19 protein-coding genes are annotated in these 24,471 nt (G+C 48.2%); 10 read left to right on the top strand and 9 right to left on the bottom strand.

The window, feature by feature from the left end; translation table 11 throughout:
* Positions 1 to 35 precede the first annotated feature (35 nt).
* Together QN395_RS00255 and QN395_RS00250 are read left to right on the top strand one after the other, a co-directional pair.
* Entirely contained in the window at positions 36 to 1,907 is a 1,872-nt protein-coding gene (locus tag QN395_RS00255) for a DUF885 domain-containing protein (protein ID WP_322119476.1), read from the top strand.
* 215 nt (positions 1,908 to 2,122) lie between these two features.
* Positions 2,123 to 3,001 carry an HDOD domain-containing protein gene (locus tag QN395_RS00250; RefSeq protein ID WP_322121603.1) on the top strand — a complete coding sequence of 293 codons (879 nt, stop codon included), beginning with the start codon at positions 2,123 to 2,125 and terminating at the stop codon, positions 2,999 to 3,001.
* Between the two features lie 209 nt (positions 3,002 to 3,210).
* Here the strand turns inward: QN395_RS00250 and QN395_RS00245 are convergent, their stop codons facing one another.
* The 6 genes from QN395_RS00245 to prpB all read right to left on the bottom strand — a co-directional run bounded on the left by QN395_RS00245 (position 3,211) and on the right by prpB (position 12,007).
* On the bottom strand, positions 3,211 to 3,699 hold the full coding sequence (locus QN395_RS00245; RefSeq protein ID WP_322119477.1) for a cache domain-containing protein: 489 nt from the start codon (positions 3,697 to 3,699) through the stop codon (positions 3,211 to 3,213).
* 138 nt (positions 3,700 to 3,837) lie between these two features.
* The gene (locus tag QN395_RS00240; RefSeq protein WP_322121604.1) at positions 3,838 to 5,790 is read right to left on the bottom strand and encodes a propionate--CoA ligase; all 1,953 of its coding nucleotides are present in this window, start codon (positions 5,788 to 5,790) and stop codon (positions 3,838 to 3,840) included.
* A 48-nt stretch (positions 5,791 to 5,838) separates the two neighbouring features.
* Positions 5,839 to 7,029, bottom strand: a complete 1,191-nt coding sequence (gene prpF, locus QN395_RS00235) for a 2-methylaconitate cis-trans isomerase PrpF (RefSeq protein WP_322119478.1) — start codon at positions 7,027 to 7,029, stop codon at positions 5,839 to 5,841.
* A 65-nt stretch (positions 7,030 to 7,094) separates the two neighbouring features.
* A complete protein-coding gene (acnD, locus tag QN395_RS00230) occupies positions 7,095 to 9,686 on the bottom strand; it encodes a Fe/S-dependent 2-methylisocitrate dehydratase AcnD (protein ID WP_322121605.1) in 2,592 nt (863 codons plus the stop codon).
* Positions 9,687 to 9,789: 103 nt separating this feature from the next.
* On the bottom strand, positions 9,790 to 10,938 hold the full coding sequence (gene prpC / locus QN395_RS00225) for a 2-methylcitrate synthase (RefSeq protein WP_323491875.1): 1,149 nt from the start codon (positions 10,936 to 10,938) through the stop codon (positions 9,790 to 9,792).
* A 178-nt stretch (positions 10,939 to 11,116) separates the two neighbouring features.
* Positions 11,117 to 12,007, bottom strand: coding sequence for a methylisocitrate lyase (gene prpB / locus QN395_RS00220; RefSeq protein ID WP_322119480.1), 891 nt, complete (start codon positions 12,005 to 12,007; stop codon positions 11,117 to 11,119).
* Positions 12,008 to 12,316: 309 nt separating this feature from the next.
* On the opposite strand from prpB, the gene prpR reads away from it, so the two are divergent.
* The 8 genes from prpR (at position 12,317) to phnE (ending at position 20,135) form a co-directional block, all read left to right on the top strand.
* Positions 12,317 to 14,032 (top strand): propionate catabolism operon regulatory protein PrpR, encoded by a 1,716-nt coding sequence (prpR, locus tag QN395_RS00215; protein WP_322119481.1) that lies wholly within the window; start codon positions 12,317 to 12,319, stop codon positions 14,030 to 14,032.
* A 255-nt stretch (positions 14,033 to 14,287) separates the two neighbouring features.
* On the top strand, positions 14,288 to 14,662 hold the full coding sequence (locus QN395_RS00210) for a response regulator (protein ID WP_322119482.1): 375 nt from the start codon (positions 14,288 to 14,290) through the stop codon (positions 14,660 to 14,662).
* Positions 14,663 to 14,673: 11 nt separating this feature from the next.
* Positions 14,674 to 15,285 (top strand): chemotaxis protein CheX, encoded by a 612-nt coding sequence (locus QN395_RS00205; protein ID WP_322119483.1) that lies wholly within the window; start codon positions 14,674 to 14,676, stop codon positions 15,283 to 15,285.
* On the top strand, positions 15,285 to 16,313 hold the full coding sequence (locus QN395_RS00200; RefSeq protein ID WP_323491874.1) for a sensor domain-containing diguanylate cyclase: 1,029 nt from the start codon (positions 15,285 to 15,287) through the stop codon (positions 16,311 to 16,313). Before QN395_RS00205 ends, QN395_RS00200 begins: the two co-directional genes overlap by 1 nt.
* Before the next feature lie 287 nt (positions 16,314 to 16,600).
* Positions 16,601 to 17,479: a putative selenate ABC transporter substrate-binding protein gene (locus QN395_RS00195; protein ID WP_322119485.1), complete on the top strand. Its 879-nt coding sequence runs from the start codon at positions 16,601 to 16,603 to the stop codon at positions 17,477 to 17,479.
* Positions 17,480 to 17,485: 6 nt separating this feature from the next.
* A complete protein-coding gene (locus QN395_RS00190) occupies positions 17,486 to 18,424 on the top strand; it encodes a phosphonate ABC transporter ATP-binding protein (RefSeq protein WP_323491873.1) in 939 nt (312 codons plus the stop codon).
* Positions 18,425 to 18,435: 11 nt separating this feature from the next.
* Positions 18,436 to 19,284: an ABC transporter permease gene (locus tag QN395_RS00185; RefSeq protein ID WP_322119487.1), complete on the top strand. Its 849-nt coding sequence runs from the start codon at positions 18,436 to 18,438 to the stop codon at positions 19,282 to 19,284.
* A 41-nt stretch (positions 19,285 to 19,325) separates the two neighbouring features.
* Entirely contained in the window at positions 19,326 to 20,135 is an 810-nt protein-coding gene (gene phnE / locus QN395_RS00180; protein WP_322121606.1) for a phosphonate ABC transporter, permease protein PhnE, read from the top strand.
* Positions 20,136 to 20,256: 121 nt separating this feature from the next.
* On the opposite strand, the gene QN395_RS00175 is transcribed toward phnE, so the two are convergent.
* The 3 genes from QN395_RS00175 to QN395_RS00165 all read right to left on the bottom strand — a co-directional run bounded on the left by QN395_RS00175 (position 20,257) and on the right by QN395_RS00165 (position 24,469).
* On the bottom strand, positions 20,257 to 21,249 hold the full coding sequence (locus tag QN395_RS00175) for a YeiH family protein (RefSeq protein ID WP_416200160.1): 993 nt from the start codon (positions 21,247 to 21,249) through the stop codon (positions 20,257 to 20,259).
* A 626-nt stretch (positions 21,250 to 21,875) separates the two neighbouring features.
* A complete protein-coding gene (locus QN395_RS00170) occupies positions 21,876 to 23,048 on the bottom strand; it encodes an alginate O-acetyltransferase AlgX-related protein (RefSeq protein ID WP_322119489.1) in 1,173 nt (390 codons plus the stop codon).
* Between the two features lie 11 nt (positions 23,049 to 23,059).
* Positions 23,060 to 24,469, bottom strand: coding sequence for an MBOAT family O-acyltransferase (locus tag QN395_RS00165; protein ID WP_322119490.1), 1,410 nt, complete (start codon positions 24,467 to 24,469; stop codon positions 23,060 to 23,062).
* Between the last annotated feature and the right edge of the window lie 2 nt (positions 24,470 to 24,471).

Here is a 24,471-nt window from a genome sequence, read left to right as displayed (position 1 = left end):
TTCTTATTTTTATTTCCTTTGTTAGGACGAATTACATGCGTAAGTTTGCTTCTCTGCCTGGTTTTTCTAATGTTGCTGGTCTTTATCTTTCTCTAGGCGTCCTTAGTATTTCCTTGAGTACAGCGTTGCTGGTAAGTCCTAATGCCTTTGCTAATCAAGCAGAGAAGGAAGCAAATTTAACGACAGCGACCAGTCCAACATCCAATAAAGTAGGGAAGCAACTTAATACTCTTGCAGAAAATTACTATAACCAGGCAGCAGGTTTTGAGCCCTTGTCAGCAACCTTCAATGGCGATAACCGTTTTGATGATCAATTGCCGATGACGCTAGTGCCAGCGGTCAGAGCACGTCAATTAGCGATGGTGAAAAAAGTAGCGCAAGAGTTGGTACGCATACCTCGCGCTGCGCTCAGCGCGGCAGATCAGGTGACTTATGATTGTCTCGATTATGAAGTGCAATCATTGTTAGCGATGGCAGGTTTTAATGATCGCTTAATGCCGATCAATCAGATGGACAGCATCCCTGTGACACTGGCTAATTTTGCGGGTGGACAAAGCTCGCAACCGCTACAAACGCCAGCCCAATATGAGCTCTTTTTGAAGCGTGTTTCTCATTTACCAGCGTGGATAGATCAGGCGATCTTGAATATGCGTGAAGGGATCAAAAAAGGCATTGTCTTACCGCGTGCGCTGGTCGTTTCTACCCTGCCCCAGTTAAAAGTCCTGGTCACAGAATCGGCCGAAAATCATCCTTATTACGCACCGGTTAAAAACTTCCCCGCCAGTTTTAGTGATGTCGATAAAACGCGGCTGACGGCGGCGTATCGCGCCATGATTACGCAGAAAATTTTGCCGTCGCTGAGCAAGCTCAATACTTTCATGCAAACGGATTACCTCGCTGCCAGCCGCAGCAGTTCTGGACTGGGCGTTTTGCCGAACGGCGCCAAATGGTATCAGGCCTTGGTGCGCGATCAGACCACCACGAATCTCGATCCAGAAACGATTCATGCGATCGGTTTGAAAGAAGTCGCCAGAATTCAAAATGAATTTGTTTTACTGGGACCAAAACTCGGTTATAGCGGCGATCCAAAAGGTTTGCCAGGATGGATTGCGACGCAAAACGAATATCGCCCGTTTAAGACCGAGGCAGATGTATTAGCGGGATATCGCCGTATTGATGCCGTGATCAGAACCAAGCTGCCGCAGCTGTTTGGCCGAATCCCAAAATCGCCGCTGGATATTCGCCCTGAACCAGAGATCAGCCGTTTGACCGCATCCGATCATTACTCAGCGCCTGCAATTGATGGTTCGCGCCCAGGTGTTTTTTGGGCTGTGATTAACGATCCTAAAGAATATCCGACCACAGAAATGACCACCTTGTTTTTACATGAAGGCCAGCCTGGACACCATTTCCACTTGGCGTTGATGCAAGAATTGGATATTCCTAAATTCCGCAAATTTGGCGGCAATAACGCCTACACTGAGGGTTGGGCGCTGTATGCCGAAACCTTGGGTAAAGAGATGGGCTTATATGAAGACCCAAATGCCTATCTGGGACATTTGACCGATGAGTTGTTACGGGCATCACGTCTAGTCGTCGATACAGGCTTGCATGCAAAAGGTTGGACAAGGGAAGAAACAATTAAATACCTTCAGGCAACATTGGGGTATGATGAGGCATCAGCCTTAAATGCTACGGAACGATATATGGCATGGCCGGGTCAGGCGCTTGGCTATAAAATTGGTTCACTTAAAATAATGGAACTCAGGCAGCGCGCTATGAGTAAGCTGGGGACAAAATTTAATTTACGCAGTTTTCATGATGCCATTTTGAGTGACGGCACCTTGCCATTAGCTTTATTAGAAGCCAAGATGGATAGATGGATCGCGGAGCAACAAAAGATATAGAATAATTTACAATATTCGTGATAACTTATAGCCGATGACGACAATGTGTATGTTGCACAGCAGCTTGTTGGCTATGAGTTTGCATATTTGCTGATATTAAAATTAAAGCTCTTATGCTAAGGCTCTTGTAACACTACTGTCGTATAGAATCAGAATTGGAATCAGGTCCGGCACTGCCGGTGTGTATTTATACCAATGCCAATATGAAATCTGCCATGGATAAAACGGAAGCCCTCAACAGTATCGTCGCCGAGGCCAATCGCGGAGAATTAATTTTCTCTACTAACGTGACTGCCTCTCTCAAAATTCAGCAAGTGCTGGATACGCCTGATTGTAGTGTCGATACTGCGGCCAAGTTGGTCATGAACGAGCCTCTGCTAGCGGCACGCGTAGTGGCAATCGCCAATTCAGCCGCGTATAGCCGGGGCACAGAAATTACTAATGTACGTTCTGCAATTGCCCGGCTAGGCTTTAGAACATTACGTTCTATCGTTGCCAGTTTAGTGGTACGCCAACTTGCTGGCACCAGCAAAGACCCTATGTTACGGGCGATGGCAAACCAGTTGTGGGAACACACTGCGCAAGTCGCTGCTCTGTCGCAAGTCATCGCACGACGCATTACCAAACTTGACCCTGACACCGCGATGTTTGCCGGGATAGTGCATGAGGTTGGTGGTTTTTATATGTTGTCACGCGCCGAAGAATTCCCCTGCCTGCTCGACAACCAACTACAACCGCCATTAACAGATCTACCTGCTTTCGCGGACACCATTATCGAAAGCACGGAAGAGACGCCAGAAACAATTATTGGACGCGTCGTCTTAAAGAATCTGCTGCTGCCGCAACCTGTACTCGATGCAGTAGAGGCATTATGGTATGGATTACGCGCCATGCCGCCAGAGACCCTGGGAGATACGCTGCTGCTGGCGAACGAACTGGCATCCGTCCATTCGCCATTAGAAATACGTTTCGACAGTGCTGCCATCCAATATGCATCAGAGATTGACTTCGTCGTCGGTGACGGCACTCTCAATAGCATTCTGGAAGAATCTGATGAAGAAGTACGGTCACTGACTGCGGCGCTGTTAGTTTAATAATCTACGCAATTACTGTACACGGAAGCACACGAGATTTTTATAGCGCGAAAATAAAGCAAAGTCAGACAAGTAAGGTAAAGCACAAAAAAAAGACCTCCGGCATAGTGAAATGTCGGAGGTCTTTTTTTATCAACCTAAATCAACCTAAATCAAGCTAAATCAAACTTGATCAGGCTTTGTCAGCGGACATCAACTTCAGTCAATTTTTATTTCACGACATAGGTACCGACACAGACCATCGTCTCGCCCTCACCTTTTTCGCAATACGATTTTTTCAATTCATAATCTTTTGTATTAGGATTAGTGAACTTGTAAGGACCATACCAGCCCTTTTGTTTTTCTTTAACGACATTAATCATGCCTTGGATGAAAGCGTTACCGTCAACGTCTTTTAAGCCAACCAGATTTTTGCCGACCATTTTAGGGTTTGCACCTTGCGCCAGACAGTTACCTTTAAAGTCGTAGACAAAAATATACAAGTCACGGTCTTTAAATGCGCCATTCGGATGATCAGTAAAAGTGGCATAGGCTTTTTCAGTTCCGCCAGATTTAATCAGTGCAACAGCTTGCTTGACCATAGCCTCTGCTTCCGGCTCCGATCCTCGTTCAGCTGCTGCAAAGGCGCTGGTAACTAACAAAGCGCTCAATGTCACACTGCATGAGATTCCGGCCATGTATTTTGATATTGTTGCCATTTGTACTCCCCCGTTATTGTTTAAGAAGTTTCAGTATGGATACATATTTGCCGCGTCTCAAGTAATTGATTGTTAAATACGGTCAATTTAAAAACGCCGACAGTAACAACATTACCACCAATATAGGCGCGTTTGTCATCAACTCATAATTGCCAATTTGATCTGGTCTAACGAAGTAGGGTCTTCTATGGTCGTTAAATCACCCGCATCGCGCCCCTCACAAATTGCCTGAATCGAGCGACGTAATAATTTGCCCGATCGTGTTTTTGGTAAAACCGTCACAAAATGGACACGCGCTGGCCTGGCGATGCCGCCCAAATGTTTGTCAACTACTGCAATCACCTCAGCTTCCAGTACCCGTCTGGATTCTTGTGAGCTCGCAATCTCAGGATTTTTTAAAATCGCAAATGCAATAGCGACCTGTCCCTTTAATTTATCTTCCACGCCAACTACAGCCACTTCGGATATTTGTGGATGACTAGAAATACTTTCTTCAATTTCACGAGTTCCCAAACGGTGACCAGCAACATTAATTACATCATCAGTACGTCCCAAAATAAAGTAATAACCGTCAGCGTCTTTAATGCCCCAATCGAATGTGGAATATAACTGCGCTTGTGGAAAATTACTCCAATAAGTCTGCACAAATCGCTGATCATCACCGTAGATCGTCTGCATGCAACCTGGCGGCAAGGGGCCTTTGATCGCAACAACCCCTTTTTCACCAGCGCCGCACTCTTCTCCTGTTGATTCATTGATGATTTTTACGTCATAACCATACATAGCGACACCGGGGCTGCCGAGCCGGGTCTCTTTGTATTCGATACCACGCGCAACGGACAAAATTGGCCAGCCAGTTTCTGTCTGCCAGTAATTATCAATAATGGGCACCCCAAGCTCTGTCGCAATCCAGCTTGAGGTTGTCTCATCTAAAGGTTCGCCCGCCAGATATAAAGCTTTGAGCGAAGACAAGTCATATTTTTTCATCAGCTCTGACGGATATTTTTTCAAAACCCGCACAGCCGTGGGTGCCGAGAACATCCGCGACACTTTATATTTTTCGACGATGCTCCACCATACGCCAGCATCAGGACGTATTGGCGTACCCTCATACATAATCGTAGCCATACCAGCGATCAGAGGGCCGTACACGATGTAGGAGTGTCCGACGACCCAGCCGATATCTGACGTGGCGAAGTAAGTTTCACCTGGATGACTGCAAAAAATATGCTTCATCGACGATGCTAATGCAACGGCATAACCGCCCACATCGCGCTGCACGCCTTTGGGTTTTCCGGTAGTACCTGAGGTGTACAGCACGTATGAAATGTCGTTTGATTCCAGCCAGGTAATTGGCACATTTGCCGAAGCATGCGGCTCCAGATACTGCCGTCGTAAAGAGGCGTAATCAGCATCGCGTCCAGTAACGAGTTGCATTTTTTCCAGACCGCGATCAACTAGCAAAACCTGGCTTGGCTTGTGAGTCGCCATCACAATGGCATCATCCAGTAGCGGCTTATATGGCACAGACTTACCGCCACGCATCCCTGCATCTGCTGAGACGATCAGCACGGGCTTGCAGTCATCAATCCGCGTTGCCAGACTTTTAGATGCAAAGCCACCAAATACGACAGAATGAATCGCGCCGATACGCGCACAAGCCAGCATCGCAAAGGCAGCCTCAGCGATCATCGGCATATAGATCAATACTTGCTGACCTTTGCGCACGCCCAACGACAACATGATGGCTGCCATGCGCTGCACTTCTGTATGCAGCTCCGCAAAGGTATAGGTTTTTTCTGTATTAGTTTCTGTCGAAATCGCAATCAGTGCGGGCTTGTCCCCCTGCGTTTCTAGCCAGCGATCTACGGCGTTGTAACAGAGATTAGTCTTGCCACCGACGAACCATTTTGTGAACGGTGGACGGGAATCATCCAACGCTTGTGAATACGGCTCTTCCCAATGGATCAGCTCTGCCTCCTTATGCCAAAACGCCTGCGTATCGTTGATCGATTTTTGGTAAAAGTCTGCAAAGTTCATATTGTCTCCATTGGGATTATTGCTGTGCCTCGCGCATTTTTGATTTTTTATTATTGGCGTTAATTTTTATTTCTTTAGCAGTTGGAACGGCTTCAAAGCTCAGAACGAGTCGCCTGGTACACGTACCCAACCTTCCATCAAAATACGTGCACTGCGGCTCATGATGGCCTTTTTCACAGCCCATTCTCCATTGACCTGCGTAGCTTCCGCACCGACGCGTAAAGTGCCTGAAGGATGGCCGAAGCGAACCGCTGTCCGATCGCCACCGCCAGCGGCAAGATTGACTAGCGTGCCGGGAATAGCGGCGGCAGTACCAATTGCCACTGCTGCGGTACCCATCATCGCGTGATGTAATTTGCCCATCGACATCGCACGTACTAACAAATCGATCTCGGCCGCCGCGACTTGTTTGCCGCTAGATGACACATAATCAGCAGGTTGAGCAACGAAGGCGACCTTCGGCGTATGCTGCCGGTTCGCCGCTTCATCAACCTGCTTGATGAGTCCCATGCGGACTGCGCCGTAGGCACGTATAGTTTCGAATTTCGCCAGTGCGACAGGATCGTTATTGATCGCATCTTGCAACTCAGTTCCTGTATATCCGATGGATTCTGCGTTCACAAAGATAGTCGGAATACCGGCATTGATCATCGTCACTTTGAGTATGCCAACGCCAGGCACATCCAGGTCATCAACCAAATTCCCGGTCGGGAACATAGAGCCACCAGCACCGTCTTCATCCGCTGCCGGGTCCATAAATTCTAGCTGTACTTCTGCTGCAGGAAAGGTCACACCGTCAAGTTCAAAATCGCCGGTCTCTTGCACTTCGCCATTGGTAATCGGTACATGTGCGATGATGGTTTTGGCGATATTCGCTTGCCAAATTCGGATCACAGCAACACCGTTTTGTGGAATGCGACTTGCGTCCACCAATCCTGCACTAATCGCAAAGGAACCAACCGCCGCAGACAGATTGCCACAGTTGCCGCTCCAGTCAACAAAGGCTTTATCGATCGCGACCTGACCGAACAGGTAATCCACATCATGATCCGCCTTGGTACTTTTGGACAGGATGACTGTCTTGCTGGTACTCGATGTCGCACCTCCCATACCGTCAATCTGCTTGCCATAAGGATCAGGGCTACCGATGACGCGTAAGAGCAAAGCATCACGCGCTGCACCAGAGACTTGCGCTACTACTGGCAAATCCTGCAAGCGAAAAAAGACACCCTTGCTGGTTCCACCGCGAATGTAGGTCGCGGGGATTTTGATTTGTGGAACGTGGGTCATGCTAATTCCTATTGATCTTTGCGACATTTAATACGGAAGGGTGCGCATGGCATACCCTAAGCTTCTTAGATCGCCTTTGTTGATTCTAGAAAGTCCTGAGCAAAACGCTGCAATACACCGCCCGCTTCGTAAATCGATACTTCTTCCGCTGTATCCAGACGACAAGTCATCGGCACTTCAATACGTTCGCCATTTTTACGGTTGATCACCAATGTCAAGGTGGCACGAGGTGTACGCTGACCAATGACATCGAAGGTTTCAGTGCCATCAATTTGCAAAGTCAGGCGATTGACACCCGGTTTAAATTCCAGTGGCAATACACCCATCCCAACCAGATTAGTACGATGAATACGTTCGAAACCCTCTGCCGCAATTGCCTCTACACCCGCCAGACGCACGCCTTTTGCCGCCCAGTCACGTGAGGAACCTTGTCCATAATCCGCCCCTGCGACGATGATCAGTGGCTGCTTACGCTCCATGTAGGTTTCTATCGCTTCCCACATGCGGGTGACTTTGCCTTCTGGTTCAATGCGTGCCAATGAGCCGGCTTTGACTTTGCCGTCTTCCAATACCATTTCGTTCTTCAATGTCGGGTTCGCAAATGTGGCGCGCTGTGCTGTCAAATGATCGCCGCGATGCGTTGCGTAGGAATTGAAATCCTCTTCCGGCAAACCCATTTTTGCGAGATAAGCGCCAGCAGCGCTGTCCAGCATAATGGCATTCGATGGTGATAAATGATCGGTCGTAATGTTGTCCCCCAATACGGCCAATGCACGCATCGCCTTCATCGTGCGAGGTGCTGCGAGCGCGCCTTCCCAATACGGCGGACGGCGGATATAGGTGGTTTGTGGACGCCAGTCATACAGCGGAGTAAGCTTTTCACCATTGTCGGCCTGAATCGCAAACATGGGCTCATAGACTTTACGGAATTGTTCAGGCTTGACGCTGGATTTGACGATGGAATCAATTTCTTCATCGGTGGGCCAAATATCTTTCAGGCGAATTTCTTTGCCATCGACCACAGTCAACACATCTTTTTCAATATCAAAACGTACGGTACCGGCAATTGCATATGCCACCACTAAAGGAGGTGAAGCAAGGAAGGCTTGCTTTGCATATGGATGGATACGTCCATCAAAATTACGGTTACCCGACAACACCGCAGTCGCATATAAATCACGGTCAATAATCTCTTGCTGAATGACAGGATCCAGAGCACCGGACATACCATTACAAGAAGTACAGGCATAGGCCACAACGCCAAATCCAAGTTTCTCCAAATCACCCATCAAGCCCGCTTCTTCCAGATACAAAGTCACTGCTTTAGAACCCGGTGCGAGTGAGGATTTGACCCAAGGCTTACGCGTCAAACCAAGCCTGTTAGCGTTGCGCGCCAGCAAAGCAGCTGCGATCACATTACGTGGGTTACTGGTATTGGTGCAACTGGTAATTGCAGCGATGATGACTGCGCCATCCGGCATCTGTCCTGGTACATCATCCCATTTACCTGCGATACCTTTGCTTGCCAGATCAGCAGTGGCAACACGTGCATGCGGGTTGGACGGGCCGGCCATATTACGTACTACGGAAGACAGATCAAATTTCAGTACCCGCTCATACTCAGCTGTCTTCAAGCTATCTGCCCACAAGCCAGTGTGCTTGGCATACGTCTCCACCAGTTTGACTTGTTCATCTTCACGTCCAGTCAATTTCAGATAGTCGATCGTTTGTTGGTCGATAGAAAACATCGCTGCGGTCGCGCCATATTCCGGTGCCATATTGGAAATCGTTGCACGGTCGCCAAGGGTTAATGCAGCAGCGCCTTCGCCATAAAATTCGAGATACGCGCCAACCACTTTTTGTTTACGCAAAAACTCGGTCATGGCCAGAACGACGTCGGTCGCCGTAATATTCGGTTGTGGACGACCAGACAGTTCTACGCCGATAATATCTGGCAAACGCATCCACGAGGCACGACCCAACATCACGTTTTCTGCCTCTAAGCCACCAACACCAATCGCCAGTACACCCAAGGCATCCACATGTGGTGTGTGACTGTCAGTACCGACTAGAGTATCGGGGAAAGCCACGCCATCTTTGATCTGAATCACCGGAGACATACGCTCCAGATTGATCTGATGCATGATGCCATTACCCGGCGGGATCACATCGACATTCTTGAACGCTTTTTTAGTCCAGTTGATGAAGTCGAAACGATCTTCATTACGACGGTCTTCAATCGCACGATTTTTATTGAACGCATCGGGATCAAAACCGCCACACTCCACTGCCAGCGAATGATCGACAATCAACTGTACAGGCACCACAGGATTGACCTGAGCCGGATCACCACCTTGGTCCGCAATCGCATCACGCAAACCGGCCAAATCAACCAGCGCAGTTTGTCCGAGAATGTCGTGACACACCACACGTGCCGGGAACCACGGAAAATCCAGATCACGCTTACGTTCAATGAATTGCTTCAATGAGTCGGTCAGTGTCGCCGGATCGCAACGACGTACCAGATTCTCGGCAAGAACACGAGATGTGTATGGCAACTTATCATACGCACCAGGCGCAATCGCATCGACTGCGGCACGCGTATCGAAGTAATCCAGCGTAGTGCCTGGGAGTTGTTTGCGGAATTGAGTATTCATCATTCAGTCAGTCTAAAATAATCGAATCGCAGCAGCCAAGAAAGTGGCAGGTATGTCATGTGCATCCACCAATTTCTTGTTTGCTAGCTAGCGAAAAAGCTGTTTACTTACGGTCTTTCAGCGCCACAAATTGCAAATCTTCAGGACCAACATAATTCGCGCTTGGACGAATGATCTTGTTATCGATACGCTGTTCAATGATGTGTGCTGCCCAGCCGGAAGTGCGCGCAATGACGAACAACGGTGTGAACATGGCAGTTGGCACGCCCATCATGTGATAAGACACGGCAGAGAACCAGTCCAGATTCGGGAACATTTTTTTGATATCCCACATTACTGTTTCTAAGCGTTCAGCAATATCAAACATTTTGGTAGAGCCTGCCTCAACCGACAACTGACGTGCGACTTCTTTGATGACTTTGTTACGGGGATCAGACACGGTATAGACCGGATGTCCAAAACCAATCACCACTTCTTTATTTTCTACCCGCTTTTTGATGTCCGCTTCTGCTTCATCCGGATTGTCGTAACGCTTCTGAATTTCAAATGCAACTTCATTAGCACCGCCGTGTTTTGGTCCGCGCAAAGCACCAATGCCGCCGGTGATAGCGGAGTGGATATCAGAGCCTGTACCAGCGATCACGCGGCAGGTAAATGTGGACGCGTTGAACTCGTGTTCTGCATATAAAATCAGCGACGTATGCATGGCTTTTTCCCATGATGCGCTTGACTTTTTACCGTGCAACAGATGCAGGAAATGTCCACCAATAGAATCATCATCCGTCTCGACGTCTATCCGTTTGCCGTTGTGACTAAAGTGGTACCAGTACAGTAGCATGGAGCCAAGAGACGCCATTAACTGGTCAGCGATATCACGCGCGCCTGGCGTATTGTGATCATCTTTTTCTGGCAAGGTGCAACCTAAAACCGAGACACCCGTGCGCATGACATCCATCGGATGGGCAGACGCTGGCAGAGCTTCTAGCGCTGCTTTCATATTAGCGGGCAAACCGCGCAAGGATTTCAGCTTGTTTTTATAGGCTTTAAGCTCAGCGATATTAGGCAATTTGCCGTGCACCAGCAGATGCGCAATTTCTTCAAACTCGCAGGCATCTGCAACGTCCAGAATGTCGTAGCCGCGATAGTGCAAATCGTTACCAGTTTTGCCGACGCTGCACAGAGCAGTGTTACCGGCAGCAACACCAGATAAGGCAACGGATTTTTTTGGTTTGAAAGGAACGGCTTCAGTCATCGTGTTCTCCACAGTTAAATATGAATATACTCCCAATCAGTATAACTAGACTGTCCAATGATTCTATGGACAATTAGCCTATTTATCAAAAAATAATGGGGAGTATATTGTTTTAATACAATTAATCACTTAGTTCTTGGCCTGGATTTACAGGCATATACAAAAAATTAAGCACAACTTATTTTGCTTTTTGCTGCATAAACAAGGCATCCAGCTTTTGCTCAAAATCATAGTAGTTAATACGCTCATACAATTCCATGCGGGTTTGCATGGTATCGACCACATTTTTTTGTGTGCCGTCACGACGGATCGCGGTGTAGACACTTTCGGCTGCCTTGTTCATCGCGCGAAAAGCGGACAACGGGTATAGCACCAAGCCCACATCGGCAGCGGCTAATTCTTCCACTGTGTACAACGGTGTAGAACCAAATTCTGTGATGTTCGCCAAGACCGGCACTTTGACTGCCGCGGCAAATTGCTTGTACATCGCCAGCTCTGTAATCGCCTCAGGGAAAATCATGTCTGCACCCGCTTCTACGCAGGCAATGGCACGTTCCATCGCAGCTTCCAGCCCTTCCACTGCCAGCGCATCAGTACGCGCCATGATGACAAAACTCTCATCAGTACGCGCATCCACTGCTGCTTTGATGCGGTCTACCATCTCTTGCTTGCTGACAATTTCTTTATTCGGACGATGACCACAACGCTTGGCGCCGACCTGATCTTCGATATGCATCGCTGCAGCGCCAAACTTAATCATCGACTTGACCGTGCGCGCCACGTTAAAAGCTGAAGAGCCAAAACCAGTATCCACGTCCACCAGCAAAGGCAGATCGCAGACATCGGTAATCCGGCGGACATCCGTCAAAACGTCGTCCAAGTTGGAGATGCCCAAATCTGGCAGCCCCAACGATCCCGCAGCGACACCGCCACCCGATAGATAAATCGCCTTAAAACCTGCTCGTTTCGCTAACAAAGCATGGTTAGCATTGATCGCGCCGACCACTTGTAGCGGCGATTCTTCTTGCATCGCCTGACGAAAACGGGCTCCAGCGGAGAGTTGATTCATGATGTGACCTTTCAAAAAATTATGCAGTATTTCGTTTTACCAATACGGTTTTACTAGCCTTGCCTTTGCAATCAATATGCCAGTCACATTAGTTCATGCACGATTTTTATCAAGCACCATACAAATCAATGACTTAAAGTTAAATCATCAGATAGTAATTTCCTGCAAAAAGCAAATTTGTTTCAAATCAATGTTTCAACTGAACCATAAGGAGTAAAATGAAACGCCACTTGAAACATCTTTTGAAACATTGCATGAAACACACATTGCAACATACCCAGTAATATCACTCACAGAATCTGGCTCATCATGCGCTCACCTCCACCAATTGCACGTGACAGCGGCGACAAACCCGTTATCTGGACGGTTTCTATCTCGCGCTTGTTCGATCTATTCCGCGACATCATGGTCGAATACGATGGCAGCGCGACCATCGAACCATTACATCTCGGATTTGAAGAAGCCGCCCAACATATCCGCCAGCGCCTGCTCACGGAACGTTGCGATGCAGTAATTGCTGCCGGATCGAATGGCGCCTATCTCAAAAATCGTCTACCGATTCCCGTCGTCATTGCCAAAGCCAGCGGCTTTGATGTCATGCAAGCCTTAGCGCGTGCGCGCAAAGTTTCTGCCGAGATCGGCTTGATCACCTATCAAGAAACGATGCCAGAACTGGTCGAATTCAAAAATACGTTTGGTTTTAAGCTGGAGCAACGCACTTATGTCACCGAGGAAGATGCGCGGGCACAAATTAGCGAACTGAAGGCAAATGGCATCAAAGCCATCGTCGGCGCAGGCCTGATCACGGATTTGGCGCAAGAAGCGGGTTTGACCGGCATCTTTATGTACTCAGCCGAGTCTATCCGCCAATCCTTCGAAGACGCCTTAGAAATCGCCCGATTAACCCGTCTAGAATCTGCCCGAGGCAGGCATCATCCGGCGGCAGAATCCTTACGTGCACGCCACAATCTCTCGGATCTGCGCGGCGAGTCTGCTGCAATGCTAGCAACCCGCCAGTCCATTATGCTTTTCGCCCGCTCCCCGGCAACCGTCTTACTGCAAGGCGAAACCGGCACTGGTAAAGAACTCGCCGCACAGGCGATGCATAAAGAAAGCCCCAGAGCACGCCACCCTTTTGTCGCCGTCAATTGCGGCGCGATTGCAGAATCTTTATTAGAGTCAGAATTGTTTGGCTACGAAGACGGCGCTTTTACCGGATCGCGACGCGGTGGTCATGCAGGCTTATTTGAGGCAGCCCATCGCGGCAGCTTGTTTTTGGATGAAATAGGCGAAATGCCTTTGAGTCTGCAAACCAGATTGCTGCGCGTTTTGGAGGAACGCGAAGTGGTCCGGGTTGGTGGCATACGCCCGATTCCGGTGGACGTCCGGATTATCAGTGCCACTCATTGCGATCTGGATGCCAGGATAAAAGAGGGTCGATTCCGCTCCGACTTGTTTTACCGTCTGGCTGTGCTGCGCCTGCAGTTGCCAAGCTTACGGGATCGTAAGGACGATCTGGTGCCATTGGCAGAATGGTGCCTGAAACAGGCGCTTGCGAACCTTGGCAAACGCCCACACGCCAATCTTCATGCAGAAATATTAACTTGCAGCAATTTATTGGCGCGCCATGACTGGCCAGGTAATGTCAGAGAACTACGTAATATGATGGAAAGACTCGCCTTGTTTTTAGCTGCAGAACCTTTACAAGCGTTAACGCCAAGTCTGCTGATGAAGGTAGCTCCCGAGCTTGCATCGGGGCTTACACCTGAGCTTGTACAGGAACTTAGTCCGGGGCTTGTGTATGGTGAGATTAGCAAAGTAATTAGCAACCGAGTTGCTACGGAAGCAGCATTAGCAAATCTATCAGAAGATACGTCAGACATTCTGCAGGCAAATTTAAACGGCGCATCCTTAGAAAAAGTCATGCAACATTTTGAGAATAATCGTGAAGCCGTTGCGCATTATTTAGGGATCAGCAGAACGACCTTATGGCGTAGGTTAAAGAATGCAAAGATTGTGTCTTAACCCAGATTTCCCATCAGACCGCTACCGCTGCGCATAAACACAAATGGCATGCGGTGTGCAGGGCAATAACACCACTGCGATATCAGTGCAAACGCTACAGAGACAATTACACCTTTGGCGAACTGCCCGGCGTTGTTCTAATGGAAAATCTGGGTTGATGTTGCCAAATCAGGTGTTACTTCGCATGCCCCTTCGGGTAAAATGCCTGTAACAAAAAACAAATAAATAAGTACTTAAGTTAAGAAAGTAATGCGCATGACATCAATCACAAAAAAATTACTGATCGTGGATGACAGCAAAGTATCCCGTATGGTGATCAAAGCCCACATTCTGGCCAAGCATGCAGATTGGATTATTGTCGAGGCAGCAACGGGTGAAGAGGCCATCCTCACTGCTGATAAAGAATTACCTGATTTTTGTACGATGGATGTCAACATGCCCGGCATGCTAGGCACCGACGCCGCAGAGAAAATTCTGGGTCAACATCCTTCCATGCGTATCGTGATTTTTTCAGCCAATATTCAAGAAACCTTACAAACCCGCGCACAAGCTTTGGGCGCTGTTTTTGTCGCCAAGCCAGTGACAGAAAAATCGATCGCAAACGCACTGACTCATTTTCTAGGCAGCTAAGTTAAATCCTTATGAATACTTTAACTGAACTTCATCTCGACGCACTTAGCGAAGTATTTAATGTCGGCGCCGGCAGAGCCGCAGCCAGCCTGAGCGAAATCGTCGGCGATGAAGTAAGGTTATCCGTACCCAAAGTCGAGGTCAGAAAATCGACCGAGATTGATGCCTCCATCATGGCGATTGCAGGCAATCGCTTTGGCGCAGTGACGCAGCAATTTACAGGGCCATTTGACGCTGAAGCGGTGTTGATCTTTACAGAAGATCATGCGCTGGAAATTGTGCGCGACATGATGGGCTCGCAAATGAGCATAGAAGAATTGGCAGAGTTTGAACAAGAAGCCATGTGCGAGCTAGGCAACATCATACTCAATGCGTGTTTATCTGCCGTCGCAGACATGCTCGATATCTCGTTCAACAGCTCGTTGCCACACTATGCGATTGCCTCGACTGAGGATCTGTTTAAGCGCATTGCTCAGACTACGGAACATCCCTATATTCTGGTATTGCATATCGATCTGGCGATAGAAAAACGCCATTCCGAAGGCCACCTGGTTTTCTTGCTGAGTTCTGCATCATTAAAAAATCTCGTTGATCAAATTGACCGTTTTTTAGGTAACATCTGATGACTGAATCCGCAGGGGAACCGGTCAACAGTTCCCAGCAGCTTCTTGTAAAAAAAGCTGACCAAATTTTTAACACGATTAACATGGGCTTGATTCTTGTCAACGCCGATGAACAAGTGTTGATGTGGAATGACTGGATGGTCAAGCACAGCGATGTCAGTACCGACCAAGCAATCACAAAAAAACTCGCTGAAGTGTTTAATGAAAGCCCGAGCGCGGCTTTTTTAACCTCGCTCCGCAATACCTTAAATTACGGCTTGCCTGTCGTATTATCGAACGCTCTGCATCGCTCGCCGCTGGCCTTATATGATCCCAGCGAACTGAGTGACGACCGTGTACGTATGCACCAATCTATTTCGATCACACCGTTATTTTCTGATGATGAAGAACGCTGTTGCCTAATCCAGATTACCGACTCCAGCGCCTCCATCAAGCGCGAAAAAATGTTGCGCTCACACTCAGAGATATTGAAGAAAGAAGCTAGTACCGACAGCCTTACCGGCATCTACAACCGGCGCTTTTTTGACGAGCATTTTGCAATTGCGATGGCGCATTCTCGTCGCCAAAAATTACCCTTATCGATCTTTATGTTGGATATTGATTTCTTTAAAGAGTACAACGATTTTTACGGTCATATCGCGGGTGACAAAGCGCTTATCAAAGTCGCAAAAACATTAAAGACACAGCTCTTGCGTGCGACCGATATCGTGGCACGTTATGGCGGTGAAGAATTCGTTCTGATGATGCCGAATATGCCAGAACAAGGTGCGATGCAATTTGCGGAGAAAATCCGTGCTGCGATTTTTGATATCGCCATTCCACATACCAAATCCCGGATTTGTCAGCAAATCAGTATCAGTATCGGCGTCAGCACGTATTTGAGTGATAAAGATATTTCACTCCATAATTTGCTGGAAGCTGCCGATGCAGCGCTGTATAAAGCCAAACAAAGTGGTCGTAATCAAAGCCATTATTTAGCATTAGAGCACGAACAAAATCCAGCTCCGACCGACACTAAAGATGTGTAGTGCTTATTGAACAAAATTGAATAAAATTGAGCCGAGTTAAGAAAAATAGCTTAGTGCAGATGTAATTATCTTGCTCTTTTTCTCCGATCTCTTTTGCATTACTTTACGCTTCGCTGTTGCTCTTTAATGTTGTTCACCACTTGTTTCTTCTGGGTGTTCGATCAATTTATTGAATATACTCCCCAATTTATTTTACAAATATGACTGATAGTCCAATGAATATATGGACGACTAAAATATACCCACTACCAGTATTATTATTTCAACTTTATTCAAGGAAACACATCATGCGCTTTTTATCTTCTTTTTTACCCTCACGCCGCTTGTTCCATGCCGCTGTCGCTGCGACTTTATTATCCGCATCTGGCTTAGCATTGGCGCAGCAGGTATTGCGGGTTTCTGCGATCCCTGATGAAGCACCGACAGAGTTACAACGCAAGTTCAAACCACTGGGCGCGTATCTGGAGAAGAAATTGGGCATGAAAGTTGAATTCACGCCAGTGACTGATTACGCCGCTTCGGTTGAGGGTTTGATCAATAACAAACTGGATATGGTCTGGTTCGGCGGTTTTACCTTTGTGCAAGCCAATGCCCGCAGCAAAGGTCAGGTCGTTCCGCTGGTACAGCGCGAAGAAGATGAAAAGTTTAAATCCGTTTTCATCACTACCAATCCCGCTATCACTAAGCTAGAAGATTTGAAGGGCAAGACCTTCACCTTCGGTTCAGAATCCTCCACCTCTGGTCATTTAATGCCGCGCTCGTATTTGCTGGCTGCCAAAATTAATCCTGATACCGATTTAAAGCGTATCGCTTTTTCTGGCGCGCATGATGCAACGGTGGCTGCGGTGTCTGGTGGCAAGGTAGATGCAGGCGCCTTGAACATTTCGGTCTGGGAAAAACTGGTCTCACAAAACAAAGTGGATACCAAACAAGTGCGAGTGTTCTTCACGACACCAGGCTATTTTGATTACAACTGGTCGGTACGCGCCGATATGCCTGCGGAATTGCGCAAAAAAATCAGCGATGCATTTTTATCTTTAGACCCAGCCAATCCACAAGATAAAGAAATTTTAGATTTGCAACGTGCGACTCGTTTTATTCCTACTAAAGCAGAGAACTATAAAGCGATCGAAGCTGCTGCACATAACGCTGGCTTGCTGAAATAAATTTGCATGTCAGACTCAAAAGTAACTGGCCTCATGGAGAACGGTGCCAACGTGAGCTCAGCCAGCGTGCAATTGGATGGTGTGCATGTAGGCCATCCTGCGTCCAGTAATCGTTCGGGCAAAAACGCAGGTGCGCCAGAATGGGCGTTGAATAATCTGACGCTGCATCTAAAGCAAGGCGAGCAAGTCGCGATTATCGGCCCGTCTGGTGCAGGTAAAACGACTTTGCTACACACCCTGGCTTGCGCCTTGCGACCCGAGTTGGGTCAGATTCAATTGCTAGGTCAACAGCCGTGGACCTTGTCACATCGCGCACGACACAACTTACGTAGCCAACTTTTTTTAGCGCCGCAAACCCCACCACTACCGGCAAGACAACGCGTGATTACCAGCGTGCTGGCGGGTTGTCTGCCGCAATGGTCGCTGTGGAAATCCTTGCGTAGTCTGCTCAAACCGACCGACCCGCTCGCTGCCTGGCAGGCTTTATCACGTTTTGATTTGCAAGATAAATTATATGCACGCGTGGACCGCTTATCTGGTGGAGAACGTCAGCGCTGCGCTTTAGCACGGCTCATTTTGTCTGATGCAAAACTGCTGTTGATTGACGAGCCGCTGTCTGCGCTTGATCCAAGACTGGCAATCCAAACACTGCAAACTCTGCAACAAGAAGCAACCCAACGGCAAGCCACGATGGTATGCAGCCTGCATCAGGTTGAATTGGCACGTCAGTATTTCAAACGGATTATCGGCTTGCGCGACGGCAAAGTTTTTTTTGATAGTGAACATGTGACAGATGAGATGATTGCCGCGTTATATCAAAATGCAAGCGCTGATCTGCTAGAACCGGGTATGGCGAGTATGGTCGGCAATCCAAATCCGTCAGATGCAATGCAAGCCGACATTGATGCACTGGCTAATTGTGCCGTTGATCAGCGCTGCTTTTAATAATCGTGCGCATGTTACTGACCTCCATGCCATCTGGCTCCACAATAACAACTGATCCCGCCTGGCGCGGTCGCATCACTCTGTTTGTCCTCGGATTGATACTCTTGTGGCCGATGCTGGTGATGACGGAATTCAAACCGTGGGAACTGATGGACGCGCAAAGTCTGAATGCGACCTGGCGTTTTCTAATCGCGTTTTTCCCGCCAGCGCATTCCACAGAATTTCTGCTTATCGTCGCAACCGCAACTTGGCAAACAATCGCGATGGCAAGCGCGGGCATGGCGCTCGCCATGATCGCAGCGATCCCTCTGACACTGATCATTAATGAGCACCTGTCCATCTCACGCATAGGATTGCGGCGTATGAGCTGGCCTGCGATGCTTATCCGCCAGACCATACGCTGGGTACTCGTGCTGTTGCGTAGTGTGCCGGAGCTGGTGTGGGCCTTGTTATTTGTCCGCATTGTCGGCTTGGGACCGACCGCGGGTGTGCTGGCAATTGCCCTCACCTATGCGGGCATGCTAGGAAAAGTGTATGCCGAAATTTTAGAAACCAGCGATCCGCTGGCAACCGATACCTTGCTGCAAAATGGATGCAGCCGACTCACCGCCTTCTTCTATGGCGCTTTGCCTAACGCTGCGGCAGAGCTGACTTCGTACACGATTTATCGATGGGAATGTGCGATCCGCGGCTCGGTCGTGATGGGTTTTGTAGGCGCGGGGGGCTTAGGGCAGCGCATGGATGAGTCGCTCAAAATGTTATCTGGCGCAGAAGTGTCGACCATGTTGCTGGTGTTTGTGGTGCTGGTCGCGATCGCCGATAGCGTCAGTAAATTATTCAGAAAAGGACTGGCGACATGAGTCACCCTGATCTGGATGTGAATGCGAATGTGAATATAAATATGAATGCGGCCAAGCCAGCAGTCAATTTACCCAAAGCACCACAGATGATGCGCCCTGTCACCGCCGTCACATTATTACTTTTATTAGCATTGGTGATTGCCAGTTTTATCAGCTTGCCGTCCAAATGGAATGAATTATTTACCGCAGACGCTGGTAGCAAAACAATCGAATTTCTGCAAGGATTTGCACCGCCTGATCTCTCCACCGGCATGCTGCACAAAGTCGGCATTGCTACGTTTGAGACCTTGGCGATGTCGGCTTTAGGCACCTTGATTGCGGCAATCTTAGGACTACTTTTGGCGCTGCCCGCCAGCGGACGCTTTGGCGTCATCGCCATGAGCACGACCCGCTTGTTTCTGAATGTCGCCCGTGCCATACCGGAACTGGTGTGGGCATCCATCATGCTGATCGCCGCAGGTTTGGGGTCATTCGCCGGTACGATTGCCTTGGCCGCACATACCACCGGCGTGCTAGGACGATTATTTGCAGAGAGTTTAGAAAATACGTCGCCGCATGCAGAATCCACTTTACGCATCAACGGCGCCACCGCGATCAACGCATTTTTGTATGCCAAGCTACCGCAAGCCTTGCCGCAAATGCTGTCATACACCTTATACCGCTGGGAAAACAATATCCGCGCTGCCGCCATTTTGGGCGTAGTCGGCGCTGGCGGTTTGGGGCAAATGCTGAAGTATTTTTTGTCCTTATTCCAAATGCAAAGCGCTGCCACAGTGATCATTGCAATGCTGATGTTAGTTGCGATGGTTGACTGGCTTAGCTTTGCTCTACGACGCTGGCTGATGCATTAATTCGCCAGACTATTCACTCAAGCAGCTCCACATACTCCATCCATGTATATATTGACTGTCCATATATTCTTTGGACAATAAGCTATTTTCTATAAAAATAATGGGGAGTATATGAAAATCCCTATAAAAACATACTAACAACGCAGTTAATCCCCAGCCCGCCTGTAGTCAACCAAAGGAACAACACAGCAGCAAGCAATAAAGGTTTGATGCCAGCTTTACGAATCGCCGAAACATGTGTGGTCAAACCTAATGCGGCCATCGCCATGGCTAAGATCACGGTATCAATATCAATCGCGACAGATACGACGGCATGCGGTAAAAAAGCCAGGGAATTTATACCAGCGACAACAACAAAGATTAGTGCGAACCAAGGAACGACGATCTTGCCTGGCTTGTTGCTGATCATTTGATCGGCAAGATCCTTGTCATGCGATGCAGCTTTGCTACGGGATAGATACGCCGACAAGATGATTAAAAACGGTGCCAGCATCATTACTCTGACCATCTTGGCGATCACAGCGGTGTTTGCAGCGTCTTCACTAATCGCATGGGCTGCAGCAACGACTTGGGCAACCTCGTGCACGGTGGAGCCAGTAAAAATACCATACGCAGTTGGGCTGACCTTCAACCAATGCAGTTGAGCATTCAGGTGATACAGCGCTGGATATAGAAAGATTGCTACAGTGCCGAACACCACTACAGTTGATACGGCGACCATCACTTGCTCTGCCTTGGCTTTAATTACAGGCTCCGCCGCCATCACTGCCGCAGCGCCACAGATAGAACTACCGGCGCCAATCAGCATGGCAGTTTTTTGATCCAGCTTAAAGACCTTAGTACCGAGAAACCACGCAAGGCAAAAAGTGCTGGTCAAAACCGCAGCATCAATCACGACTCCGCTGATACCTACCCGGGCAATGTCTTGAAACGTCAGACGCAAGCCATATAAAATAATCCCGAGCCGGAGTAAATTTTGTTTACTGAAAGTGACGCCAGCACCGCTAGTCACCGCGATACGTGGATAAATCGTGTTACCAACCAGCATACCCAGCACAATCGCCAGCGTCAGCGCGCCAATACCGTTGGCTTGCAGGAGGGTGATTTTGCCCATCGCTATCGCAATACTGGCGATCAAAAGCGACAATGCGATGCCAGGCAAATAATGGGGTATTTTCGTGAAAAACGTATTTAAACGAAATGCATTTGAACTCAATAAGTTTGAACTAAAGCTGGCTGAATTAGTGGCGAAGCCGGAAGCAGAATTAGTGGCGAAGCCGGAACCAGATTCTGTATCCGTCTTTATATCGTTGGTCTGCCTTAAAGCGGCTGTCGAAGTCATGTCCATCTCCTTGGGTCTATCTAGATCAGATTGGATCTAATTGGAATATGGCTTCACTTTAGCAGTCGATTAAATACCAGTAAAACGAATAATTTATGTATTTATTAGCTGTTTTTTGGGTTGATTATTTGAATAGATGAAATCCTGAGCCGTTGTTTGATTCACCGACGCCGGCGGATGACTGCTAAAGGCATGCGGAGATGGTAATGCCGACGCAGTAATACCTCGGCATTGCGAGTCTTTAGGAATTTACGATAAAGCGACGCGATACGTCCGAGTATGTTTTTTGAAATCCTCTTTCAGACGTCCAATAAAAATGCGACTGCTGGCATGATTTCACGCTAGCAGCCGCATTTTTATTGGACTTTAGTTTTGGGAATTTCTAAAAACTTCTTACTCTATTTCATTTGCTTCTGATAATTCAGCCATTGTGTTTCAGCTGCACTCAAAGGCTTTTGTAGCATGCGCTCGGGCACTTCCCATAAGACGACTTTTGGAGGACTTTGCTGGAAAGTTTTCCCGCCTAAGTAAGCCAGAGCAGATCCTTCGAAATTACCTCCTTCTTTTGCAAAACTAGCGACGGGTGCACCTAGATAATGACCTAAAAATGGGACGAAATTCGCATTTCTGGAGAATGAGGTACCGATCAAGGCCACTGTCGGTAATCCGGTATCACCGAACAAATCATCGCTGGTGTTGGAGCTTGCGCCAGAGTCTGGTGCAGCGCTGGCGACAATCGTCGTCAACTGGGTCTGTTCCGGCTTCGGACGCAAAATAGCAGGTAAGCCTTGCAAATTGGATACCCGTAACAAATCACCATCTCGCGCTATTGTTGTGCTGTGTAATGCTGCCTTGTCAGGAGCTACAGTTGGCATCGCTTGCATTTTTTCTGCTTGCAAATAACTTGCGATAGCGGCAGCAGCGGCATTTGCGCCGTTTTCATTCCAGTGCGAATCAGTACGGTAATAACGTTCACCCGGAGTCGCGGCCAACACTGGCTCCAGATTAATTGTATTAATTTTTGATTGTTTGAGTAAGGCAACCCAGTTATCAATGCGTCCTGCAAAACTGGCGGGTCTGTGCAAACCGCACAAATGCGCTTGCTCTATGCGTGACTTGTCTGGCACAACGGCGATCACTAATTGTATGCCGCGCCCAGCCAGATTTTTCGCCAAAGCTTTGACAATATTGGCACGAGCTATTGCCGAGTTATTAGGATCTGGGAAAGTTTCTAGTTCATCGCTAAGAAAAAACCAGTCTTTGCAACCAGTGCTGACTGCTGTACCAGTATCACCGGCGATGGTCCAGGTAACAGCGCGCTCTATTTGGCTGAATGGCTTACTGAGTAAAAAATGCTCATTCAATTGCGCTGAAAACCGACGGGTAGATTCGCCACCGAATAATTGCTGTGGCTCAGTAATGCCTGTCCATGCGGTTTCAGGCACATCCCGCAAAGAGGCAATCGTCACGCCAAAACCAGCAACCAATACAATCACAAATGCGATTGCTGGTAAGAAACCGATGATGTTGGCACGGCTGGTTTTTGATGTATTTGGAGTAAATTCGCTCATGGTGATATTCCTTAAAACTGGAAGTACAGGAAAGGAATGGCTTTTTGCCCTGCCAACACAATGACGCCATAGACAAAAGTGAGTATCGGCCAGACTGCGCGCCACACACCACTCCAACCCACAGTAGCTAAGCCACCACGCTTGGCAAAACTGCTAGCGGGATAAATCACGCACAACAAACCAATCGCAAAAATCAACAGCAAGCTAGGTCGCAAGGCCAGTCTGACCGCATCACCCATGGCGAAGCCATTAGCTCCGATTTGTCCAGCCAGCATGCCTAGGGCGGCATCAAAACTGCTAGAGCGAAACACCGTCCAAGCCAGCATCACCACCAACAAGGTCAAAGTGCGTGATGCGGCATTGGGCATGGAATAACCACGCATCGTAAACGCGCGGTCACAGCACAATGCAGAACCTTGAATAATCCCCCAGATCAGAAAATTCCAGTTATCACCACCATGCCACAAGCCGCCAATCGCCATCGTCAGCATCAGGTTGACATAGGTGCGGATTGCCCCACCGCGATTGCCACCAAGAGCTATATATAAATAGTCGCGTAGCCATGACGACAATGTCATATGCCAGCGTCGCCAAAAATCTTGAATTGACACTGCCAGATAAGGATTATTAAAATTTTCCTGAAAACGGAAACCGAGCATCAAGCCTAAACCAATCGCCATCGCACTGTAGCCGGCAAAATCAAAATACAGTTGCAAGGTATAAGCAGCGCAGCCGGCCCAGGCATCCATAAAGGATGGTTGATGCAAGCCAAAAGCGATTGATACAAACGGTGATAAGGTATCGGCAATTAACACTTTCATCGAAAAGCCGACCATAAAACGACGCACGCCAGCAGCAAACTCTTCTGACGAAAAAACCCGCTCACGCAGCTCTTTGTCGATGACTTTATAGCGCACTATCGGCCCTGCAATCAGATGGCCAAACATCGCCATATACGCACTAAAAGAAATGATGCTGTACTGCGCCGGGACAGTCTTACGACGGACATCGACCACATAAGAAATCGCGTGCAATACCGTGAATGACAAGCCAATCGGCAACATCACGTTGACCCACGGAATGGTGGGCAAGTCATGTCCGGTAAAAAAAGTATTCAGGGATTGCACCACCATATTGGTATATTTATACCAGACCAAAGATGCCAGATTGAGGACGATGGTGGTCGCCATGATTCTGGTCTTAACGCGTTCATTCTGAGCTTTGTCGATCAAGATTGCGGCGCCCCATGCGAGAACGGTCAAGGCGATGATCAACAACAAAAATTTAGGTGTCCACCAGGCATAAAATAACCAGCTACCGACCAACAAGGTGTGGTTGCGAAAACGCTGTGGTGTAATTAAATAAAACGCAAAGAAAATAGGTAGGAAGAGAGTTAAAAACTCAAGGGACGCGAATACCATAA

This window comes from Undibacterium sp. RTI2.2, from assembly GCF_035018705.1.
Classification (GTDB): Bacteria; Pseudomonadota; Gammaproteobacteria; order Burkholderiales; family Burkholderiaceae_D; genus Undibacterium.
This window is presented reverse-complemented; position numbering and strand designations above follow the sequence as displayed.

Bases quoted from the DNA above. Each gene is read 5' to 3' on its own strand.
- QN395_RS00250 (WP_322121603.1), top strand. From the start codon at position 2,123: ATGGATAAAACGGAAGCCCTCAACAGTATCGTCGCCGAGGCCAATCGC.
- QN395_RS00170 (WP_322119489.1), bottom strand. From the start codon at position 23,048: ATGAGCGAATTTACTCCAAATACATCAAAAACCAGCCGTGCCAACATC.
- phnE (WP_322121606.1), top strand. From the start codon at position 19,326: ATGAATGCGGCCAAGCCAGCAGTCAATTTACCCAAAGCACCACAGATG.
- prpC (WP_323491875.1), bottom strand. From the start codon at position 10,938: ATGACTGAAGCCGTTCCTTTCAAACCAAAAAAATCCGTTGCCTTATCT.
- prpB (WP_322119480.1), bottom strand. From the start codon at position 12,007: ATGAATCAACTCTCCGCTGGAGCCCGTTTTCGTCAGGCGATGCAAGAA.
- QN395_RS00245 (WP_322119477.1), bottom strand. From the start codon at position 3,699: ATGGCAACAATATCAAAATACATGGCCGGAATCTCATGCAGTGTGACA.
- QN395_RS00210 (WP_322119482.1), top strand. From the start codon at position 14,288: ATGACATCAATCACAAAAAAATTACTGATCGTGGATGACAGCAAAGTA.
- QN395_RS00185 (WP_322119487.1), top strand. From the start codon at position 18,436: ATGTTACTGACCTCCATGCCATCTGGCTCCACAATAACAACTGATCCC.
- QN395_RS00190 (WP_323491873.1), top strand. From the start codon at position 17,486: ATGTCAGACTCAAAAGTAACTGGCCTCATGGAGAACGGTGCCAACGTG.
- QN395_RS00255 (WP_322119476.1), top strand. From the start codon at position 36: ATGCGTAAGTTTGCTTCTCTGCCTGGTTTTTCTAATGTTGCTGGTCTT.
- QN395_RS00205 (WP_322119483.1), top strand. From the start codon at position 14,674: ATGAATACTTTAACTGAACTTCATCTCGACGCACTTAGCGAAGTATTT.
- prpR (WP_322119481.1), top strand. From the start codon at position 12,317: ATGCGCTCACCTCCACCAATTGCACGTGACAGCGGCGACAAACCCGTT.
- prpF (WP_322119478.1), bottom strand. From the start codon at position 7,029: ATGACCCACGTTCCACAAATCAAAATCCCCGCGACCTACATTCGCGGT.
- QN395_RS00195 (WP_322119485.1), top strand. From the start codon at position 16,601: ATGCGCTTTTTATCTTCTTTTTTACCCTCACGCCGCTTGTTCCATGCC.
- QN395_RS00165 (WP_322119490.1), bottom strand. From the start codon at position 24,469: ATGGTATTCGCGTCCCTTGAGTTTTTAACTCTCTTCCTACCTATTTTC.
- QN395_RS00175 (WP_416200160.1), bottom strand. From the start codon at position 21,249: ATGGGCAAAATCACCCTCCTGCAAGCCAACGGTATTGGCGCGCTGACG.
- QN395_RS00200 (WP_323491874.1), top strand. From the start codon at position 15,285: ATGACTGAATCCGCAGGGGAACCGGTCAACAGTTCCCAGCAGCTTCTT.
- acnD (WP_322121605.1), bottom strand. From the start codon at position 9,686: ATGAATACTCAATTCCGCAAACAACTCCCAGGCACTACGCTGGATTAC.